This window comes from Myxococcus sp. CA033 (assembly GCF_013336625.1).
GTDB classification, from domain to species: domain Bacteria; phylum Myxococcota; class Myxococcia; order Myxococcales; family Myxococcaceae; genus Myxococcus; species Myxococcus llanfairpwllgwyngyllgogerychwyrndrobwllllantysiliogogogochensis.
Map to the genome: position 1 here is coordinate 1,293,910 of NZ_JABUMU010000001.1, position 20,969 is coordinate 1,314,878.

At 69.0% G+C, this 20,969-nt stretch carries 17 protein-coding genes; 5 read left to right on the top strand and 12 right to left on the bottom strand.

Going from position 1 to position 20,969, the window contains the following annotated elements; translation table 11 throughout:
* The first annotated feature begins 98 nt into the window (after positions 1-98).
* Both HUA78_RS05070 and HUA78_RS05075 read left to right on the top strand, forming a co-directional pair.
* The gene (locus HUA78_RS05070) at positions 99-548 is read left to right on the top strand and encodes a Spy/CpxP family protein refolding chaperone (RefSeq protein WP_141640670.1); all 450 of its coding nucleotides are present in this window, start codon (positions 99-101) and stop codon (positions 546-548) included.
* Between the two features lie 96 nt (positions 549-644).
* Positions 645-1,445: a hypothetical protein gene (locus HUA78_RS05075; protein ID WP_174464556.1), complete on the top strand. Its 801-nt coding sequence runs from the start codon at positions 645-647 to the stop codon at positions 1,443-1,445.
* Positions 1,446-1,471: 26 nt separating this feature from the next.
* On the opposite strand, the gene HUA78_RS05080 is transcribed toward HUA78_RS05075, so the two are convergent.
* From HUA78_RS05080 to HUA78_RS05095, 4 genes are read right to left on the bottom strand one after another with little or no spacing between them, the layout of a single operon-like run.
* Positions 1,472-2,107 (bottom strand): carboxypeptidase regulatory-like domain-containing protein, encoded by a 636-nt coding sequence (locus HUA78_RS05080; protein ID WP_141640672.1) that lies wholly within the window; start codon positions 2,105-2,107, stop codon positions 1,472-1,474.
* Complete coding sequence (locus HUA78_RS05085) at positions 2,107-3,795, bottom strand: caspase family protein (protein ID WP_174461598.1); 1,689 nt, start codon at positions 3,793-3,795, stop codon at positions 2,107-2,109. Before HUA78_RS05085 ends, HUA78_RS05080 begins: the two co-directional genes overlap by 1 nt.
* On the bottom strand, positions 3,782-4,561 hold the full coding sequence (locus tag HUA78_RS05090) for a hypothetical protein (protein WP_174464554.1): 780 nt from the start codon (positions 4,559-4,561) through the stop codon (positions 3,782-3,784). Before HUA78_RS05090 ends, HUA78_RS05085 begins: the two co-directional genes overlap by 14 nt.
* 3 nt (positions 4,562-4,564) lie before the next feature.
* Positions 4,565-5,137 carry a sigma-70 family RNA polymerase sigma factor gene (locus HUA78_RS05095; RefSeq protein WP_174461600.1) on the bottom strand — a complete coding sequence of 191 codons (573 nt, stop codon included), beginning with the start codon at positions 5,135-5,137 and terminating at the stop codon, positions 4,565-4,567.
* Positions 5,138-5,455: 318 nt separating this feature from the next.
* Between HUA78_RS05095 and HUA78_RS05100 the strand changes: the two genes are divergently transcribed.
* A complete protein-coding gene (locus HUA78_RS05100; RefSeq protein WP_174452968.1) occupies positions 5,456-6,211 on the top strand; it encodes a hypothetical protein in 756 nt (251 codons plus the stop codon).
* A 108-nt stretch (positions 6,212-6,319) separates the two neighbouring features.
* On the opposite strand, the gene HUA78_RS05105 is transcribed toward HUA78_RS05100, so the two are convergent.
* The 5 genes from HUA78_RS05105 to eis all read right to left on the bottom strand — a co-directional run bounded on the left by HUA78_RS05105 (position 6,320) and on the right by eis (position 13,060).
* Complete coding sequence (locus HUA78_RS05105; RefSeq protein ID WP_254623544.1) at positions 6,320-8,341, bottom strand: glycoside hydrolase family 88 protein; 2,022 nt, start codon at positions 8,339-8,341, stop codon at positions 6,320-6,322.
* A gap of 226 nt (positions 8,342-8,567) precedes the next feature.
* On the bottom strand, positions 8,568-9,776 hold the full coding sequence (locus HUA78_RS05110) for a substrate-binding domain-containing protein (RefSeq protein WP_174452967.1): 1,209 nt from the start codon (positions 9,774-9,776) through the stop codon (positions 8,568-8,570).
* Between the two features lie 34 nt (positions 9,777-9,810).
* Positions 9,811-10,671, bottom strand: a complete 861-nt coding sequence (locus HUA78_RS05115) for a WGR domain-containing protein (RefSeq protein ID WP_174475756.1) — start codon at positions 10,669-10,671, stop codon at positions 9,811-9,813.
* A gap of 63 nt (positions 10,672-10,734) precedes the next feature.
* Entirely contained in the window at positions 10,735-11,730 is a 996-nt protein-coding gene (locus tag HUA78_RS05120; protein ID WP_141640679.1) for an NAD-dependent epimerase/dehydratase family protein, read from the bottom strand.
* 148 nt (positions 11,731-11,878) lie between these two features.
* Complete coding sequence (gene eis, locus HUA78_RS05125; protein ID WP_371745496.1) at positions 11,879-13,060, bottom strand: enhanced intracellular survival protein Eis; 1,182 nt, start codon at positions 13,058-13,060, stop codon at positions 11,879-11,881.
* 126 nt (positions 13,061-13,186) lie between these two features.
* Between eis and HUA78_RS05130 the strand changes: the two genes are divergently transcribed.
* Positions 13,187-13,594, top strand: a complete 408-nt coding sequence (locus HUA78_RS05130; RefSeq protein ID WP_174475757.1) for a TraR/DksA C4-type zinc finger protein — start codon at positions 13,187-13,189, stop codon at positions 13,592-13,594.
* A 12-nt stretch (positions 13,595-13,606) separates the two neighbouring features.
* On the opposite strand, the gene HUA78_RS05135 is transcribed toward HUA78_RS05130, so the two are convergent.
* Together HUA78_RS05135 and HUA78_RS05140 are read right to left on the bottom strand one after the other, a co-directional pair.
* A complete protein-coding gene (locus HUA78_RS05135) occupies positions 13,607-14,701 on the bottom strand; it encodes a PEP-CTERM sorting domain-containing protein (protein WP_174475758.1) in 1,095 nt (364 codons plus the stop codon).
* Between the two features lie 101 nt (positions 14,702-14,802).
* A complete protein-coding gene (locus HUA78_RS05140) occupies positions 14,803-15,330 on the bottom strand; it encodes an FHA domain-containing protein (protein WP_141640682.1) in 528 nt (175 codons plus the stop codon).
* Positions 15,331-15,629: 299 nt separating this feature from the next.
* Between HUA78_RS05140 and HUA78_RS05145 the strand changes: the two genes are divergently transcribed.
* Positions 15,630-18,971 (top strand): Ig-like domain-containing protein, encoded by a 3,342-nt coding sequence (locus HUA78_RS05145; protein ID WP_174475759.1) that lies wholly within the window; start codon positions 15,630-15,632, stop codon positions 18,969-18,971.
* A gap of 115 nt (positions 18,972-19,086) precedes the next feature.
* Here the strand turns inward: HUA78_RS05145 and HUA78_RS05150 are convergent, their stop codons facing one another.
* Positions 19,087-20,637: a GspE/PulE family protein gene (locus tag HUA78_RS05150; RefSeq protein ID WP_174475760.1), complete on the bottom strand. Its 1,551-nt coding sequence runs from the start codon at positions 20,635-20,637 to the stop codon at positions 19,087-19,089.
* Between the last annotated feature and the right edge of the window lie 332 nt (positions 20,638-20,969).

Sequence of the window (20,969 nt, forward strand, 5' to 3'; positions counted from 1 at the left end):
ACAAGCGCCCGAAAAAGCGGCCCGGCACATTGGGCAACATCGCCAACACGGCGAAGCCACCCGGGCCCGCGTCGGGCCCCGCATTCGGAGAGAGTCCCATGATGAAGAAGCTCGCCATCGCCGGTTCCGCCGTCGTCGCCGTCGTCCTGCTCAGCGGTTTCGCCTTCCGCGGCGGCCACCACGGCTGGGGCCACAACCCCGAGCGCATCAAGCAGATGGTGTCGTGGAAGCTGAACGACAAGCTGGACGACATCGACGCGACGGACGCCCAGCGCAAGTCCATCAACGCCGTGAAGGACCGCCTCCTCGACGAGGGCGCGAAGCTCGCGAAGGAGCAGCACGCGGTGCGCTCGGAGGTCGTCACCCAGCTCGAGTCCACCACGCCCGACGCGCAGAAGCTCCACGCGCTGGTGGACGAGCGCATCGACGCGATGCGCGCGTTTGCCCACCAGGCGACGGATGCCGCGCTGGAGGTCCACGGCACGCTGACGCCGGAGCAGCGCAAGGAGCTGGCCACGGAGTTCCGTGAGCGCACCGGAATGGAGTGAGAAGCCCCCTCGGTGCCCGTCCCCCACTCAACGCCCACCCATGACCATGGGTGGGAATGGGTAGGCGACGGGGAGCGTCACGCATAGGTTGAAGGTGTGAGATACACCGACTACGCGCAACGCATCCGTTCGTTCGAGAACCTTGGAGAAGTGGCCGAGTACGGCCAGGTCCTGGAGGGCGGACAGCCCTACCCGCTCTTCCGCATCACCGTGCCGGGAGAGCGTTGGCTGGTCATCACCTCGGGGTTCCACGGGGAAGAGCCCGCGGGTCCGCTCACCCTGGCCGAGCGCTTCCCCGAAGTGGTGGCCTATGCCCGGCAACGCGGCGTGGGCCTGCGCGTGTATCCATGTATCAACCCCTCCGGCTTCGAGGACGGCACCCGCTACAACCGCTCCGGAGAGAAGCCCAACAACGACTTCCTTCGCTATGAAGTGGCGCCCGGTGAGTGGCGGGGTGAGCTGAACGAGGGGCAGGACCACCTGCGCTGGGCCCTCTACGACGGCGGGCCCAAGGAGACGCGACTGGTGCGCTCGGACCTGTCGCGCTTCCGGGCGCCGAACGCGGCGCTGGATATCCACCAGGACAACTACCTGGGCGGCGCCGCGACGTACGCGTACACCTTCGGAGACAAGGCCTTCTACCGCCCCTTCGTCGAGGCCTCGTCCAAACACGCGACGGTGGTGCGCAACCAGAAGGTCGACGAGCAGAACATCACCGACGACGACGGGCTCATCGTCTACCACGACGGCAGCGTCACGGACTGGTACGCGCGCCAGGGCGTGCCCTACACGGCGACGCTGGAGACCACCACGCCCATGAGCATGGAGGCGTGCCACGCGGTGAACCTCATCTGGATTCGAGGCTTCATCGACCTGGCCGCGCGCACGGGACGCTGACCGGGGACGGAACGCGCCGAGGACACTCAGCCGCCCTCGTCTCCTCCGTCGTCGTCACCGCCGCCATCGTCGTCTCCGCCGAGGTCGTCCTCACGCAGGACGAACTCGCGCTCCAGTTCCTCGCCCTGGCGGACGCAGACCTCTTCCTCCACTTCCTCGAGACCGTCCGCCTTGACCTCCAGCGTGTAGCACCCCTCGGGAAGAGGACCGACGCGCACCTCTCCGCTCGACGCGTCCATCTCCAGTTCGTCCAGCGCGGTCCCCTCCACCTCCACCTCGCCACGCGGTGGCACGTTGCCAGCGCTGTCTCGCAGGCGAACGGTGATGAAGGCGCCCAGGGGCGCGTCGATGTCACCCAGTTCGGTGATGCGCGCGCCTTGCGCCACCACCTTCGTGCGGGCCGCGCGGGTGCGCGAGGCCACCAGGAACAACTCCACGGAGGTGGCCGGCACGCCGCCGAGTTCGAAGCGTCCGTCCGACGACACACGCGCCCTCAACTCGGGCTGGCCCAGCACGCTCACCACCGCCACGTCGGCCTCGGCGCCGAGGATTCGCCCGCGCACGGTACCCGCCTCCAGCGGCCCGTTGTTGAAGCCACCACACGCCCCCATCAGGGCCAGGCCCGCCCACGCCAGGGGCATCACGCGTCTCGGAGCACGCATCAGAAGCGATATCCTCCGCCCAGAAACAGGCCACCAAAACCCACCGCGCGAGTGCGCCCGTCCACGGGGACGTAGGCCCAGAGAAGCTGGCCCTTCGCCTCCAATACAAACCTCGTCCCCAGACGCCATGACACTCCCGCCATCCAGCCAGGCCACACCGTGAGGTAGCGCTCGTCCTGGCTCAACAGGTCCAACTGGAAGGAGCGCTCCAACCACAAGGCGGCCACACGAGGCCCCGTGGACAACCCCAGCCGACCCCATTGCCACGAGGGTCCCACCGTCACGCCCAGCATCAACACCCGATGGCGCACGGGCACCGTTCCGCCCACGTCGAGCAGCAGCGCCCGACGCCCCTGCCCCGCGGCCAGGTCCACGCCCACGTCGAGCCGCTGCTCCAGCAGCACGCCCCCCAGACGCAGCCCCACGCCCGCCAGCGCCGTGGGCGGAAGCACCTCGCGGCGGCTGCGCGCGTCGAGGAAGCCCAGGGCGCCGACTTCCAGGGCCACCGTGCGCTGGGGGCCGGGCGACACCTCGCGCAGCAGCGAGTCCAGCGCCCGGCGCTCCCCCGCTCGCAGCGCCACGGTGTCTTCCCACAGCAGCTGGCCACCCTTGTGGAGGCCCAGCTTCCGGCTTCCCTCCGGCAAGGCCACGCCGCCTGGAAGCTCGCCCGCGTCCACGCCATCCACCTTGAGCGTGAAGCCCTCCAGGCGAGGACTGTAGGAGAAGACCTCCGGCTGCCCGGGCTGGGTCAACGCGCCCGCGAGCAGCACCGGGTCCGCGCCCACTTCCGTCATCCGTGCGCTCGGGCGCTGCCGGCCCTCCGTATAGGTCCACGTGTGGCGGCGCGCCCAGTCATGCGCCTCGGTCGCACTCACCGCGCCATCCCGGTTGCGGTCCCCTCGGCCGTCGAGCGACTGGACGAAGAAGTGCGTGTAGATGTCATTGGCGAGCGCATCGTCCTCGCGCGCCGTTTCGCCCCAGTCGCTGGCGGACAGGACGAGCGAGGCGCGGCTGTCCTCTTCCAGCGGACGCGGTGGGAACGCCCCCTTGGTGCGCTCCAATTCCTCGAGCACCGCCGGGGGAAGGAGCGACTTGCCCGTGCCGCTGTGACACGTGGCCAGCACCAGCACCCGTCGCCTGGAGCCCAGCTGCTCCAACTCCCGCTCCAGCGCCGCCATCTCCAGCCCCGTGCCCTGCACGTCCCGGAAGCGCGTGTCGCGCATCACCAGGTAGCGCTGGAGGTCACCCCGTGCATCCCGCGCGAGCGTGCCATGGCCGGAGACGTAGATGACCACCACGTCCTTCGGGTTCCAGGGCCGTGCGGCCAGCGTCCGCAGCGCCTGCAGCACCGCCGCGCGCGTCGTCTGCTCCGGACGCGTCAGCACCGTCACCGAGCGGAAGCCGCCGCGTCGCGGGTCCGCCAGCACACGCCCCAGGTCCTCCGCGTCCTTGCCCGGGTAGCGCAGCCCGTGCCAGGAGGCGTCCTCATACTGATTGATGCCGATGAGCAGCGCATGCCGCTCGCCCTCATGCGCCGACGCCAGCTCCGCCGAATCCAGGCGCACGCGCACCGCCCGCCCCTTCTCGCCCACGCTCGCCGCACCGCACGCGCAGAGCGACGCGAAGGCAAGCCACAGGACGACGCGGAAGCAGGGACGACTCACGAAGGCACGCTCAGGGGGCAACATACCCCGGCTCCACCCGCAGCCGGAGCCTCGCCTGGGCGGCTTCCTCGGGTACCCTGCTTTGAGTGAGGGCCGTGTCCCGCTCGGCCGCCGAGCGAGGCCCCCGTGGCCACGCGGCCAGCACCAGCACCCGTGGACCGTGCTCCCCGGCCAGGGACACACCCGCCAGTTCGCCTGCTTCCTTCAGGTCGTGCGTCCCCGCCTCCAACGTGTAGCCGCCCAGCATCTGCGCGGGACCCTCCGGGGACTCCAGTACGAGCATCGCGTCGGAGACCTCGCTGGCGCGATAGCGCACCAGGACCACGGCCTCGGGAGGAAGCAAGGCGTCCTCCGTCACCGCGTGCAACGTCCCGTCCGGCAGGCGCGCCACGGCGGTCAGCTCCAGGGACATCGGCGCGACACCCTTCAGTCGCCACGAGCGGTCCTCGTGCTCCTTCGACGCCAACGGGGGGAGCACGGCGATGGCGACCACGGCCGCGGCGGCCACCGCCAGGGCTCCCGCGAGCCACGCGCGTCGTGGCGTCCCGAGGCGACGGCGCAGGCGAGCCCACCCCACCGCGTCCTCGCGCGGGGTGGACATCGAGCCCAGCGCCTCATCCGCCAACGACTCCACGCCGAACGCGTCGTCCTCGTCGCTCCGTTCGAGGAACGCCTCGCACACCTCACAGGGCTGGGACAGATGCGTGGAGAAGTACGCCACCTCTTCGGGCGACTTGTCGCGCAGGGCCTTCCAGCTCCGCGCGTCCAGGTGTCTGCTCGCGTCGCTCATGGCTCACTCCACTCCCGCGGCCAGAAGCCGCGCCAACAGCTCACGCTTCACCCGTGCCCGGAAGCGCTCCAGGCGCATCGTCACCGCGCTCTTGCCCAGCCCCAGACGCTCCGCGATCTCTCGCGCGCTCAGCTCGCCCTCCAGATAGAACAGGCGGACCGTCTCCTTCTCCGGGCCCTCGGGCAGTCCCTCGATGAGCTCGCGCACCACCACCACGCGCCGCTCCAGCGTGAGGGCGGGAGGAATGGCTGGCATGCTCGTCTCCAGCTCCAGTGCCAGGTCCTCCGCCGCGCGCCCTCGAATCCGCGCGCCCCGGCTGAGGGCCTGGGAATGGTGGCGCGCAATCGTCACCAGCCAGCGCCCGAAGGCGCGGGGATGCTCCAGCCGCGCCAGCTCCCGGAAGGCCCGGACGAACGTCTCCTGGACCACGTCCTCCACTTCCGCCGGACCCAGCGCGGAGTAGCCCAGCGCGACACGACGCACCGACGCGTGAAAGCGCTGGTACAGCTCGCGGTGCGCATCCTGCGCGCCTCGATTCGCGCGCTGGATGCAGGCGGAGATTTCCTCCTCCGTCACGGCCCGCCCCTCTCACCCACACGCCGAGCAGGCCCCTGCCGCGCCCTCGCACCCCACACGAAGGGCGCTCCGGACCACCGGACACACGCTGTTGCTGGGGTACGAGCACCGGTCATGTCTCCCCATTCAGTACCGCGCCTATCAGGAAGGAGTCACGAGGCCTCTATCGGCCACAGGCGCCCCCTTCACGAAAGGTCCCCGCGTCGCGATGTGGCCGATAAGCGCGCCGATGCTCCTTCTTTTCGAACAGGGGATTTCGTGCGGCCCAGGCCGGAGAAGTCGCGCGCCAGGTCCTCTCGATACCAGGAGATGAACGGTATGCGACTCATTGGCTTGTGCACGTCCATCATGTTGCTCTCGGCCTGCGGCAACCCGGATTCCGTCAAGGTCGGGCTGAGCACCCGAGTCGGCGCCGCGCGTGGCGCCCAGTCCGCGCCCGGCCACATCGAGCAGCGGCTCGAGGCCCCCACTGGCATCACCATCGACCGGGTCCGACTCTCCGTGCGGGAGCTGGAGTTGGAGCTGGAGGGCGACGACGCCGACGACGGCCACACGGGTGGCGCGGATGACGGCACGCGGGACGATGATGACTCCGAGCAGGAGGTGGGCCCCCTGCTCATCGACCTGACGAGCGAGGACCTGAACGGTCAGGTCATCCGCGTGGGCAACCTGCAGGTGGAGCCCGGAATCTTCGACGAAATCGAGTTCGACATCGGCAAGGTCTCCACCACCGAGGCAGGTGAGGATGCGGCGCTCCAGGAGCTCGCGCGGCTCGGCGCGTCCGTGGTCATCGACGGACACATCGACGGGCAGCCCTTCAGCTTCGTCTCCAGCGTGCGGCTGGAGCAGGAGCGAGAGGCCCGCTTCGAGGTGAAGGCCGGAGAAGAGCCGAACATCACCATCAATATCGACCCGAGCGGCTGGTTCGTCGACGGCCAGGGCCAGCGACTGGACCCGCGGGACGACGCCGCACGCTCCACCATCGAGAACAACCTGCGCCGCTCCATCGACGCCTTCGACGACGATGACGAGGATGGCGACGAGGACGATGACCACGACGACAACGACGACTGACGGTCGTCCCCCACGCCCTCCCACGCGCACCTGGGCCGGGCGGGCGTGAGGTGAGTGAACGGCCCGCCCCTCGACAAAGCGAGGAGCGGGCCGCTGTCACATCGGGCCTCAGCCGCGCGCGGCCTGTTGCCTCCGCCGGCGGTTGCGCCAGCTTCGCAGCGCGAGCACGAGCAGCGGCAGAGGCACCGCGCCCGCGGCTCCGCAGCCGAAGCCTTCAGGCATCGCTTCGTTGGCCACGACCCGCGCCGCCTCCGCGACCGCGACTTCGTCCACGTCGCCGGGCAGGTGGTCGGTCGGCACGGTCCCCCAGCGCTCGAAGTCCGCCAGCAGCGACAGCAACGACGCGTCCTGCGAGAGCCACGTGAGCACCGGCGAGACCTCGCTCCCCGGCATCGCCGTGTGCTCGAAGTCCACCGGCGGCCGCACAGGCCCGGGCAGCACCTCCGCGACCCCCGCGGCCGTCGTTCCACCGGGAGTCACGGTGTGCCCCAGCACTCGGAAGTCGCTGTCCGCGATGACCGTCCGCACGGACACGCGCCCCAGGTCATTGATGGCCGGAGCCCCGGTGCGGAAGACGTACCGGTTGGCGATCTGCACCTCGCTCCCGCCCGGAGGACGAACCCAGACGCTGTAGCGTTGCGCGGGCAGGTCCGCGACCATGCGCACGTGGTACGTCTGCCCATTCACATAGGGCACCTGAACCAGCGACGCGTAGGCCCCGCCATTGCGCACGTCGAAGTACCCGTCCAGGTTCATCCGCACCGTCATGTTCAGCACGGAGTAGCCCGTCACCGATGTGGAGCTGTCGGTGTAGCCCACCGTGCCGTCCTGCGAGGATGCGAGCGGTGTCACGTCGAACTCGACGGTGCGCACGCCCGTGTTCGTGGTGCCGAGCAGGTGCTGGCTCTCGAAGAAGGCGACCTTCGAGTACCAGGGGTACGGAGGGTTCGGGTTGAAGCGAAGCACCGCCTCCAGGAAGTAGTAGTCGCCGTAGATGAGGCTGACATCAATCTCCTGGTTGGCGGGCAGGTGCCCCACGCCATGCAGCAGCAGGCCCGGGCTGTTGGTGCCCTGCGCGAAGTAGGCCGGTGACACCAGCGTGTCCAGCGTGCGCAGCGCCGCGTCGCGGTAGCGCGTCTTGCGCGCGGCGTCCGTCTCCAGGTTGCTCAACTCCTGCAGCGCCGAGGCGACGATGGCCGCCGCCGAGGAGTCCTTCTGCGTCCCCGGCGCGTTGAAGTCCCACTTCGGCACCATGTCCGCCGGCACATTGTCCAGGTACCAGTCCGTCACCTTGCGCGCGGCCGCGAGCATCCGCGCATCACCCGTGTACCGGTACACCATGGTGTAGCCGTAGATGAGCCACGCATGGCCCCGCGCCCAGGTGGAGTTCGTGGAGTACCCCTGGAACGTGCCCTTCGAACGGATGGCCCCCGTCGCGGCGTTGTAGTCCACGTAGTGGAAGGAGCTGCCATCCGGGCGCACCGCATCGCGCAGCGTGGTGAGCGCGTGATTGATGGCCATCGTCCGCAGCTCCGCGCGTCCCCCGTTCGCCGCGGCCCACAGCAACAACTCCAAGTTCATCATCGTGTCGGTGACGAGCGGCACGTCCCACGCCGAGTTCCAATCACAGCAATCGATGATGCCGATGCGTGAGTTGTACCGCGTCGCGAGCGTCTCGGCCGACGTCAGCAGCACGCCGCGATAGTACGGGTCTCCCGTGAGCCGGTACGCCTGGCCGTAGCTCGTGAACAGCTTGAAGCCCAGGTCATGCGTCTGCCGGTTCGTCTTCTGACCCTCCAGGGGCCGCGTCCACTGGTCCGCCTTCTGCTGCCACGACGGCTCCAGCCCCACCTGGAACAAGTGCCACATGCTTCCCGGGAAGAAGCCCTGCGTCCACGCCACCGCATCCGTGTTGGCCACCGTCGACCACGTCCCGTCGGCGCGCGACGCCTTCGGTGAGCGAGACGTGCTGGGCATGGCCGTGGCGGTCTTCCGGAGCTGCGTTCGCGCGAAGCCCACCACCTTCAGCGCATCCGCGTCGTTGAACGCGTGGGCCGTGCTGGTGACCAGCAGCAACGCCACCCCCAACACCCCCATGGTCTTCCTCATCCCCTGCGTGGTTCTCATCATGAGGCACCCCTTCCTTCACCCGCGGCCAAGGTGGCCGCGTGCCTGGCTCGAGTCCAGCGAGGCCCGACATGACGGCGACTGGCCGCACGCCCGAGGAGCACTCGCACCCACCGGTCCAAGCTCGGCGCCAGGGGTGCAGTGACAGGTACGCGACGACCTGGATGTGAAGGATTGAGCCGCGCCCCCATCCTCCGGGGCACGGCAGACGTCGGGGAACCCCGAGGCGCTAACGACCGGAGGTCAACACCCGCGACCACAACGTCAGCAGGTCGCGGACCACGGGGCCTTCGGGAACTTCCGCCACGGGAGGCACGTCCACGCGGACTCCATGGGGGGCCAGCCGTGTGAAGGGATTGTTCGGGTCCGGCGTCTTGAGCGGCACGGCCGGGTCCGCGGGGCGGAAGCCGAACTCCAGCGCGCGCTCCTGCACCGGACGGCTCTGCAGATAGCGCAGCCACTCCAGCGCCGCCGCCTTCTGCTCGGGTGTCACCCAGTCCGCCTGGAGCACCGCCGCCGGATGGTCGCTCCACAGGGTGAGCGCCGGGTAGTACACCCGCAGCTCGCCCCACCGGCCCTGCGCGTGCGACAGCTCCGCGATGGCCAGGTTCTCGTACACCACCGCGATGTCGTAGCGGGACGGGCCGAAGCGGACCATGTCCGCCATGAAGGTGCCCGTGGAGGGCTCGAAGCGCGTGACGCCTCGCTCCAGCGCCTTCATCCAGTCCTGGTAGCGCGGGTCCAGCAGGTCCGCCACCGTGAGCCCGCCGCGCTTGCCGTAGTACTCCAGCGTGGCCAGCAACAGCGCTTGCAGTCCGGAGTTGGAGCGCGTCGGGTCCGTGTGGCCCAGCTTCACGAACCCCCACTCCGGCTTGCCGCCAATCGCGGGCCAGCCCTGGGGACTCGTCACCGCTTTCTGAAGCACCTTCCACGACACCGCGCCGCCTCCGCTGGCCTTGCGCAGCACCTCCGCACGGTCCGCCCACACCACGAAGACCAGCGGCGTGATGACCAGCGGACGCGGAGCCTGCTCGCCCGTCTCCGCGAACAACGGCCCCCGCGTGGGGTCCGTGGCCCAGTCGGAGGCCAGCATGCGCAACACCGCGCTGTCCGCCGGGCTCCACACCGTGGGCTGCTCACGGCCATCCAGGATGGCCTGCGCCGCATCCAGCGAACCGCGACCCATCAGCTTCAGCCGGATGTGGGGATGCTGCCGCTGGAAGTCCTCCGCCACGGCCTCCACCCACTCCTTCTTCTCCGTGCTGTAGAGGAAGGAGATGTCCACCACCTGGCCGGGCCTCGGAGGACGGGGCGGCGTGGGCGTCGACGTGCCGGCCTCCTGCACACCCCGAGGCTGGGGCTCCCGGTCGGCGGACAGAAAGAGGACCCCGCCCAGCGCGAGAAAGAGCCCGACGACGATGAGAACCCTGGGTGTCATGTGTCGATGCATCCCCCTCGCGCCGCGTCGCGCCTCACGCCTCCAGGCGCGAGAGCCGACCGGCGAGCTGCGTATCGCTGCCCGGGCTCACACCCTTCACCCACTCCGTCAGCGAGCCACCCGACGAGGACAGCTTCGCCTCGACATGCGGGCGCAACTGGCCCCAGCGCTTGCCCCAGCCTTCCTCGGACGCGCTGCCCTTCATGCCGGGACGCTCCGCGAGCAGCAGCCCCAGCCGCAGCGCGAGCTCCGGCTCACCGAGTGACTCCGCCCGCCGCACCATGGCCAGCGCCTCCGTCTCCGGTGCGCGGCGCCACGCCTCCACGGCACGGGAGAAGGCCGCCACGTCCAGTTCGCTCAGCAGCCCCAGCGCGTGACGCAGCGGCAGCCGGCCTTCCTTCGGAGTGGCGACGACGCGCGCCATCAGCGCATCGAAGGTCGCGGACAGCTCCGCGTGCGCGGCCGGGTCCACGCCGCCCAGGGCCCGCAGCGCCCTGCGAGCGCTTCGAGCCCGTGACGTCACCTCCCAGCTTCGCCAGCCCAGGCGCGCCCGCAGCGCCGCGAGCGCATCCGCGGCGGCCTTGAGCGTCTCCTGCGTGGGCGTGGCGACGGGCACGCGGCGGGGCAGCGGAACCTTCTCGGGCGCACGCGGCGCGGCGGCCGGAGTTGGAGTGGCCGCGGCGCCACCGGCCGTCACCTCTTGATAGCCCTCGCGCACCTTCTCGGCGACCTTCTTCTCGTACTCACGCTCGGCGCCAGCCGCGTCGGGGAACGCCTTCTCCTTGCGCTGCCCCGCGGTGCCGATGCGCCCGAACGTGACGATGAAGAGGTTGCCCTGAACCTCCGGCTGCCAGAACTTGGAGCTGGTTCCCTCGACGAACTCGAACCTTCGCATGGCCCATCCTCCTCGTGTGTCAGCCGCCGCGAACAAGGCTAGCGCACACGCACGTGTCGCGCCTCACGCCGCGCGCGATGACCGCTCCTGGAACTCCGCTTCCATCTCCTTCAGGCCGATGGCGCGCGGCATCCGCCCCTCGTAGCCCAGCTCCTGGCGGGCCTTCTCGTCGCTCACCGTCACCTCGCGCCCAATCAGCAGCACCTCGGTGCGGCTGAGCGGCGGGCGGCCCGGCAGGCCGAAGGTTCCCCACGCCAGGTCCGCCAGCGTGGCCACCGTGGCGGCCAGCCCGTAGGGAATCGTGCTGTTGCCCGGGTCCACGCCCTGCGACTTGAGCATCGCGGTGACGAAGTCGCGGAACACCACCGGCTCGCCGTCGGTGAGGAAGTACGCCTCGCCGCCCCGGCCCTTCTCCGCCGCCAGCAGCATGCCCTCCACGCAATTGGCCACGTGGCAGGTGGACGTGAGGTAGCGACCATCCCCCACCCACTTGAAGCGTTTGGTGCGCACCGCCTCCACCATCTGCGGCAGCACCGACGTGTCCCCGCGTCCCCAGACGAGGCGCGGACGCACCGCCACGGTGGTGAAGTCCGCGGAGTTCACGCTCAGCACCCGGCGCTCGGACTCGCCCTTGGTGGACGGATAGTCCCCGATGGGGCGCTCCGGCAGCGGCCAGGTCTCGTTCACCTTCACCAGCGGCGTGCCGTCCGCCATCACCGCCTCCGTGCTGACGTGCACCAGCCGCTTCACGCCCGCCGCGCGCGCGGCCTCCAGCACGCGCTCCGTGCCGCGCACGTTGGCCTCGTAGTACTCCGCGCGAGGCGCCCACGACTTCACCAGCGCGGCCGAGTGGAAGACGGTGTCACAGCCCTCCATGCCCTCCCGCAGCTTCGCCACGTCCGACAGGTCGCCCTCGAAGGGCTCCGCCCCCGCCGCCACCACCGTCGCGACGGACTCCGGCGAGCGCGCCAACGCGCGAGCCTCGTCGCCGCGAGCCTTGAGCGCCGCGAGAAGGTACCTGCCCACGAAACCGGAACCACCGGTGACGAACGCCCGCATGGACTGCTCCCCTGTCAATGAGGTCTCGGGCTCCTACCATCACCCGCCCTCGGCGCGGTAGCCACCTGACGGCCGGGCCCCCCATCCGAGCGCCCTGGCGCCCGACGGAGGGCCACCAGGGCCTGGGGGTGGGGCCGCTCGTCCCCTCTCAGAACATGTCCCGCAGCGACGGCTGAGGCCCGGAGAACAGCGCCATCGCCGCCTCCACGGACGCGTCATCCGCCTCCACCAGCCCCACCGACCGCAGGGAGGCCGCGGACTGGAAGCCGGTGTACAGCGGGCCCAGTTGGCGGATATCCAGCCGCAGCCGGCCCTCGCCGCCCCGCTTCACCCGGCCCACGCCGTCCTCCACCTCCAGCACGAAGCGGCCCTGGTTCTCCGGGAAGAGTTCGTCCGTCACTTCCAGGTGCAGCGAGCCGGAGAGCCCCGGCGTCCAGCCACGAGCCTCCAGCGCGGAGACCACGTCCAGCACGCGCACCATCCAGTGCATGTACACCTTCACCGAATAGGACTGCTCGCGCAGCAAGAGGAGGAACGGGTCGTCCGGGCCGCCGTACCAGACCACCTCCGTGCCCAGGGAGTGGTGGTCGCCCAGGAAGCGGAGGAGCCGGCGCGCCGCGGCGGGCGTGGTGGCGACGATGTCCGTGAGGGCCAGCTCCTGCTTCAAGTCCTTGAGCGGACGGCGCGCCAGGTAGACGTAGCCCTCCACTCCGGCGCTGCCCTCCACGAGGTAGCCGTGGACGGGCTCGGAGCGAGGGTTGCGCACGCGCCCCCAGGAGAACTCGCTCCGGTCCAGCCAGCCCTGACGGAAGCGGGCCACGCTCGTGTAGCACGCGGCGATGGCCGCCTCGTCGCGCGACTCGATGGCTCGCAGGGACAGCGTGCGCTCGCCCATCTCCAGCGCGGACATCTGCACGCGCGTCTCGTAGCGCGCGCCGGCCTGCTCGTAGCCCGCGCGCCGATAGAGGGGCTGGGTGGCGGGATAGAGGATGGAGAGCGCCGCGCCCGACTCGCGCGCCTCTTGGACCAGTCGCGTCATCAGCCGCGTCGCTGTCCCCTGCCCCCGGTGCAGCGGCGAGACACCCACGCCACCCACACCGACGACGGGCACGCTGCGCCCGCCGAACCACTGCCCCTTCCGGATGGAGACCAGCGTGCCCGCCACCTTCCCGCCATCGCGCAAGAGGCGCAGGTCGCGCGCATCCAGCCGTTGCCTCCACGCGAGGCAGTCCGCGGGCGTCATCGCATAGGCATGCATCAGGATGTCCGCCACGGCGGACAGCTCCTGCTCATCTCTCGGCGGTCCAAAGTCGTCCGGCTTCGCGTCCACGTCCCCATCCCTCCAGGGGTGCGCTCACACACCCGAGGGGCATCCTACCGGGGGACCCGGGCCTCCACACGAAGACGGCGCTCCACGCGTGACATTCGCGTGACGGGCAGTCCCTACGCTTCTCCCATGGCCACTCCCAAGCGCCCTGGGTTCTGGCGGTACAAGCTGGGCCTGGGCGGAGACTGTCAGGTCTGCGGCACCCGTCTCCGCGAGGAGCCGGAGGTCACGAACGGTGAGCGCCTCTGTCTGGACTGCGCTCGGAGGACCCTCGGGTCCAAGTCGTTGCCGGACCTCGCCTCCGAGGCCGCGCTCGGGCTCATGGTCCGCGGCCTCTTGTTCATGGCGGTGGGCTCGGTGCTGCCCATGATTCTTCTGTCCATGGTCCTCATCGTGCTGGTGCTGGGCGGGATAGGCTTTCTGCTCTACCTGGGCGTGAAACACGCCCACCTCCCCCTGCCGCTGGCGGTCATGCTGGGCTCCGTGGTCTTGCTGACCGCCTGGTTCCTGCTCAGCTCGCGTTCCAGGTCACGGTGACGCGCCGGGCCTTCAGCGGCCAGGCACGAAGGCGATGCCCACCGGACGCAACAGGTCCGTGGAGGGCGGCACGAGGAGGGCGCCGCCGTTGCCTGGAGAAGGCAGCGGGCTGTCATCGCGGCCATCGAAGCGCAGCACCGCGCCGCTCAGCGCCGGGTCCGTGAAGTCGAAGCCCACCGTGTAGATGCGCTCGTGGGTGCCGAAGACGACGCCGCCACGGAAGTTCTTCGTCGGCACGGTGCCGGTGTAGTTGGTGGACAGCGTGGACTCCATCCGCCGCGACCAGAAGTCATAGCGGTGGATGTCGTTGGCGAAGTCGCTGACCAGCAGGTCGCAGTCACCAAAGAGCCGCGAGCAGCCAGGACTGAAGGCCAGCCCGAGCAGGCTGATGAAGCCCGCTCCATCCGGTGACGGCGCGGGCTGGTCGATGAACACCTCGGACCGTCGAGACCAGAGGTCAAAGCGCAGCACCTGACTCGGCAGGCCGGGGAACGTGGGGACGCCGTCCACGGCGACCGAACCCTGGGTGGTGACATAGAGCCGATGGTCCGGTCCGAACGCCAGGAAGTTGGGACCATTGAGGCCACCGGGCAGGCCGTTGCCGGAGGCAAAGACATCCACGAAGGCGCCCGTCCGGGCGTTGAAGCGGAGAATCTTGTCCGTGAGGAAGCTGCTCACGTAGAGCAGGCCATCCGGTCCGAACGCCTGTCCATAGGGGCGGAACAGGCCCGCGCCCGACGCGAAGGTGTCGATGAACGCGCCCGTGCGGCCATTGAAGCGAAGGATGGCGGAGTTGGCGAGCGTGTCACCGCTGGCGACATAGAGATGGCCATCCGGCCCGAAGACGAGCGAGTCAGGGTTCACCAGCCCGCCACTGCCAGAGGGGATGAAGTCTCCGAGGAACTCTCCGGTGCGTGCGTCGTAGCGCACCACGTTGTTGCCTCGGGTATTTCCGACCAACAGGGTGTCGCGGCGCGCGGGCGCTCCGTCCTCGGCGTGGGCCGGGAACAAGCCGAGGAGGCAGGTGGAGAGGGTTGTGAGCAGCAGGGCCTGTCGTGCGAGTCGACGGCCAGGAGACGAGACGGTGTCAGGGGTGTGGGTCGGCATGGTGGGGCCACGTTGCGGCACGCGGGCCCCGGAAACCAACCGACTCGAGGACAGGTCCGCCGCGTTCCATCACATACCCACCACTCACCGGCCGCTGGCGCTCATGGGGCGACGCGCTTCATCTTCGAATAGAAAGAAGGCGCGAGCAGATAGGCGAACGTCGCGTCGCCGAAGCCCAGCAGGTCCCCGTCCCGCACGTGCATCTCGCCGCCCGCCTCCACCTCCCTGGCGTTGACGAACGTGCCGTTGCTCGACTTCAGGTCCACCAAGGTGCAGCCGACCGACGGGCCCCACCAGCAGAGCTTCGCGTGGCGCTTGGAGACGGAGGGCTCGTTGACCACCAGGTCGCAGTCCGGCTGGCGTCCCACGGTGAGCACGTCCTGTCCCTCCACGGGCGGAAGCGTGGCCACGGTGAGCGCGTCGAAGTGCAGCCAGAGGGCCACCTGCTGCCGCTCCAAGCTGGGCAGGTCCCGCGCCATCGTCGTGCGCGCCGCGCCCATCTTCATCGCCAGTTGCGCCATCACCGGGCTGGGCGGCCGCTGCACCAGCACGAACGGGCCCACCTGTTTGCAGAAGAAGGCTTCGGTCAGGCGCGAGCTCAGCGCACGCAGTTCCTGGACGGTCATCATGATGGTTGCTCCCCCGAATCACTCACGCGCGCGATTCTGCGGGGGACGCCGCCACGCGTCGAGTCTTCTCGTGTCAATGCCTCGACGGGAGGGCCGCTCAGCCGGCGCGCGTGCGGACTTCGTCCAGCAGCCGCCCAGGAGCTTCACCTGCGCGGGCACGGAGGCGGCAACGAGCACCTGGCCCTCCGGATTGGAGCGCGGCAAGCACCTTTTCCCTCCACATTCCGACAATGGTGCGCAGGACGCAGGGGTCCCTGAATCACCGGGAAATGAGTCCATACGCCAGAGGGGGAAGTCCGATGGGATTGCGCAAGTGGTTGTTGGGCGGTTGTGTCTTCATGGTCGCAAGTTGTGATTCCGCGCCGCTGGACGAGGCCGCGCGGGAGAAGTCTCCGTCACGGGTCCAGGCGGAACGGCTCGCCGCCGAGCACGGCTTCGACCTCCGGGAGGTCACGCTCGTCCCGGCGCCCGGTGACACGGGGGACCGCCACTCGCTCCACTTCCAGGGCATCCCCATCCAGGGACTGGAAGCAAGGACGACTCAAGGAGTGACCTCCCTCACCAACGTCCGCTTCGCGGCCACCACGCGTCCCCAGATGCAGGCTCGGGTCACCGCCGCCCAGGCGGAGGCCACGGTCCTCGCGGAGATGAAGGACGCTTCGGCGCGGGTGGAAGAGTCCCGGCTCATGTTCCTTCCCCAGGAGGAGCGCCGCCTCAAGCCAGGCGTGCCCACCCCCGCCGCCGGACGTGCCCACAACGCCGACCACTTCGAGCGCGTGGTGACGGGCCTGACGCTCGTGCACCAGCTGCACCTGCTCACGGGGAATGAACCGGCCGGCGTGGAGCGGCGTTGGAGCGCGCAGGTGGATGCCCGCTCCGGCCAGCTGCTGCGGTTGGAGCCGCTGGCCATCGACCTGGCAGGGGGGACCTACAAGCCCGTGTCGGGCTATGGCTACTTCTCCGGCAGGCTCACGCACTCCGTCCTCTTCGAGAATCGCCTCTATGTGCTCCAGGATCCACGGGGCAACAAGTACCAGGCGATGCTGAGTACGGAGAGCCTCCCTGGCTCTGTCATCGAAGACTATGTGAGCATTGACGCGAAGTTTGGTGATGGGCGCCTCTTCAACCCCACGAACGAGGAGAACGGCGAGAACGGCGAGAGCGCGGCGGTGGACGCGATGTTCGCCGTGAACCTGGCCTGGGGCGTCTACGAGTCCCTCCTCAGCCGCGATGGCCCCACCGGAGCGGGTCTGCCTTTCGAGGTCTGGTTGCACGCCCCCATGGGCAACGCGGAGTACAATCCCAGCAACACCCGTCCGCGGTTGGAGATTGGCTATCGCACCTTTCCCGCTGGCGTCACGGCCGCCGGGGGCCTGCTCGTTCCATTGTCGACCACCGACATCATCGGCCACGAGCTGGGCCATGACTTCTTCATGCGGGAGCTGGCCAGGAACCCCGCGACCTTTCCCTCCGGCAGGACGGAGATGCATGGCATGAATGAGGGAACAGGGGACATCTTCGGCTTCGTCACCGAGCTCGCCCGCGACGCCGCGCGGGTGGGTGGGACGGCGCTCGACATCGATGCCGTGCCCCTGAAGACCACCAACCTCACCATGGGTGAGGAGGCCGGCCCGGTGATGCGCAATCTCATCGATCCGATCATCGACATCTGGTTCGACGGCATCGGCGGTGAGGAGACCCACCGCGCAGGTGGCCCCCTGGTGCGCATGTTCCTGCTCCTGGCCTACGGCTGTACTCCCTGGCAGGGAGAGCAGAGCACGGACCCGTGGAGCAGCTTCCTGGTCCCCGAAGGCTTCTCCGGCCTTGGCCCCACCGCGGCCTTGCGCCTCTGGAGCCGCGCGGTTCTATCCATGCCCCTGGGCGCGGACTACGCGCAGGCCCGCCAGGCCACGCTCGAGGCGGTGATATCCCTGTACGGCGCCTCGGGAAGCACCCAGATGAAGGCCGTGGGCTCCGCGTTCGCCGCCATCAACGTGGGCGACCTGCCCGACACAAACCCTCCCACCGCCGTTCTGAGCTGCACCCAGGTGTGGGCGGACATCGAATGCACAGGCACCATCACCGATGCGGAGACTCCCAACAAGTTCCACACACCCCCACAGCTGATACTGGATGGTGGAAATCCGTTCCCGCTGCCGGGCTGGCAGTTCACCCTGCGAATGCCGGGGGCCGCGCTCAAGGACGGGACGCATACGGTCCGACTGAAGGCCTGGGACTTCTGGCAGAACGCCACCACCACGACGGTGTCCGTCGTGTTGGACAAGAAGCCGCCCGTCCTGTCGGTCACCCGCCTGGGCCCGCTGAAGCAGCCCTACTTCTCCGTCACGGCGACCGACGACTCCGGTATCGAACGGGTCGAGTACTTCGACAACTCCGTGTGGAGGTCAACCGTATCCATGGCGCCCTTCGACAACGAATACGACACGTCGACCTGGCCTGACGGCACCCACGACATCTTGATCAAGGCATTCGACCGCTTCTTGAATGTCACGATGGTCCACCACGCCCTGGATGTGGACAACACGCCTCCCAATGTCTCGATGACAGTGGGAGGCAGTGCCCCGCCCTTCATCGTCAACGCGAGCGTGTCGGATATCTCGACCATCACACGGGTCGACTTCAAGGTGGACGGGGTGGTCTTCGCCACGCGCACGAACTCCGCCACGTCATATGTGGTCCAGTACACGCCCATGGATCCGCTGGCCCACAACCTCTCCGTGGAGGTGACGGATGCCTTTGGCAACAAGAGCGTGAGGACCCTGGCCGCGCCGCGTGACGTGACGCCCCCGGCGGTGACCTTTGAGAAGACCCAGCTGGGCTCCTTGGTGAGGCTCACCTTTGGAGCCTCGGACATCTGTGGCCTGGTCTACCCCTATGGGTTGTATGTGGATGGGACCCTGGTGGCGCTGCCCACCACCCCGGGGTACGTGCTGGAGTTCGGTGCCAACATGGCCGACGGCCCGCACGCCTTCCACGCGGTGGTCCATGACAACTGCGGCAACACGACGAACTTCGAGACCGTGTTCTTCAAGGGAATCACGCCTCCCGTCATCACAGGCATCACCCGTGACGACTCCCAGCCGAAGTCCCCGAAGTTCACCGTGCAGTGCGTAGACACGGATGGCGTTCACCACGTCGAGATGCGCGAGAACGGCGTCGTGATGCAGATAGACACCACCGCACCCTACGAGTTCATCGTCGACACCTCGGCCCGGCAGGACGGGGACTCCATCCTCTTGTTCCAGTGCAGCGACCTCCAGGGCGCGGCGAGCACGCCCGTGACGCGCACGGTGACCGCGGACAACACCGGCCCCACGTACACGTTCACCGTTTTTGGTGCCGGTCGTACCTACTTCGTCTCCGCGGGGACGGTGAGCGACCCGCGGGGCATCCAGTCCGTCGACCTCAGCGGAGGCCTGATCCCGGGCTTCACCGCCACGCTGACGCAGGCGCCGTACTCGTTGACGTGGTCCATCCCGAACATCTACTCCTTCGACACCCAGCTGCCTTTCTCGCTCCTGGCCACGGACAAATGGGGCAACACCTCCAACACGAGCCTCGCGTGTCCGGTCGACACGGCCTCAACCGAGCCCGCGCTGCTGTTCTGTCAGGTCCTGTGACGCAAGGCTTCGGGCCCGTCGCGAGTTGAAGCAGTCCCCCAGGCTTGCACCTCCGAGAGCCGTGCTCGGAGGTGCTCCTGGCCTGGCGAGGCCCGCCCTCCATTCAGGCGCGGGCCTACGCCTCCTCGTCCGACTCCGCGCCGAAGCGCTCATCCCGGGTGGTGAGGATGTGGCGATAGGGCACCACGCGCACCAGCTCCGCCACCGTGGTGGTGCCAGCGTTGACCTTGTCGAGCCCGTCCTCCATCAGCGTTCGCAGGCCGTGCTTCCGCGCGTGCCGGCGCAGCCGCACCGTGGGCTCACCGTGCGCGATGAGGTCCTGGAGGTCCGGGTCCACGACGAGCAACTCGAAGATGCCGGAGCGACCTCGATAGCCCGTGTGATTGCAGGCGGGGCACCCTCGTCCGGCGCGCGTGTGGACTCCGTCCAGCAGCCGTCCCAGGAGCTTCGTCTGCTCCGGCGTGGGCTTCGTGTCCTCCACGCACTTCTCGCAGATGCGCCGCACCAGTCGCTGCGTCAGCACCGCCAGCAGCGAGTCCGCCACGTCCACGTCATCCAGTCCCAATCCACGGAGGCGGGCCACCGCGCCCACTGCGTCCGCGGTGTGCAGGGTGCCCAGCACCACGTGCCCCGTGGCCGCGGCCGTCAGCGCCATGCTGCCTGTTTCCAGGTCTCGAATCTCTCCCACGAGCAGGACGTTCGGGTCCTGGCGCAGCAGCGCGCGCAGCAACGTCGCGTACGGCATCTGCGGCGTCACCTGCTTCTGGTTCACCTTGGGGACGTAGTACTCGATGGGGTCCTCGGCGGTGACGATCTTGCGCCGTCCGTCGTTCAGCCGCGCCAGCGCCGAATACAGCGTCGTCGTCTTCCCGCTTCCCGTGGGGCCGGTGACGAGGACCAGTCCCTCCGGGTTGGAGAGCAGTTGGAGGAAGACGGCCTGCATGGCGGGCGACAGGCCCAACTTCTCCACGGGGACCAGGCCCACGCTCGCGTCGAGGATGCGGATGACCACGTCCTCGCCCGCGGGGCTGGGCACCACGCTGACGCGGAAGTCCACCACCTTGCGGCCCTCGGGGCGCTCGACGAGGGCGCGCAGGCGACCGTCCTGGGGGCGGCGTCGCTCGGTGATGTCCAGTCCGGCCAGCACCTTCACGCGGCTGACGACGCCCGGCAACGAGCGCGGGTCGATGTCCGTGTAGGACTGATGGAGGATGCCGTCGACGCGATAGCGCAGGTCCACGTCGTCGAAGTAGCTCTCCACGTGGATGTCGGACGCCTTCATCTCCACGGCGCTGAAGAGGACGTGCTCCACCAGCTCCACGGTGGTCGGCGAGTGGGTGAGCTTGAGGCCGGGCTTCAGCACGATATCCGCCGTGACACGCGGGCCCGCGCCGAAGCCGACTTCCAGCGCGGATTCGATTTCGTAGGGGTTCAGGCGCACCGTGTTGAGGGGGCGCCGGAGGAACTCGGTGACGAGCTCCAGAATCGGCCCATTGTCCGGGTTCGTCGTGCCCACCGTCACCGGCACGTCGGGGGCTTCCGGGTCCACCTTGCCGAGCACCACGACCTGGTTGCGGCGGCAGAACGACTCGGGGAGCAACCGGAGCGAGGCCCGGTCCAGGGTGAACTGCGCGAGTTCTGCGAAGGCGGGGGCATCCTCGGACATGGCGGAGGAGGGATTATCAGCCTCGCGTCTGCCTGACCATCACCGCTCCGGGGGAGGAAACCCTCCCCGCGCCAAGGTCCCCCATCGAGAATTGGCGGCGCTTCCGTCGGGAGCATCAGCCCGACACGACGGCGATACCGTCAGGGCCGCACTGAAGCGCGGAGGCGATGACGCATGCAGCGGCTCATGGCCATCGAACTCAAGGCATGGCCCCAGCCTCTCCCGGCCCCCCATGTTGAGGGGCAACGCCGCAGACCTTCATGGTGGCCACTGCTTTGGAGAAGCGCAGGTCCGACTCACCGCGACCCAGGCCCTTGGGCCGATGGCAGACG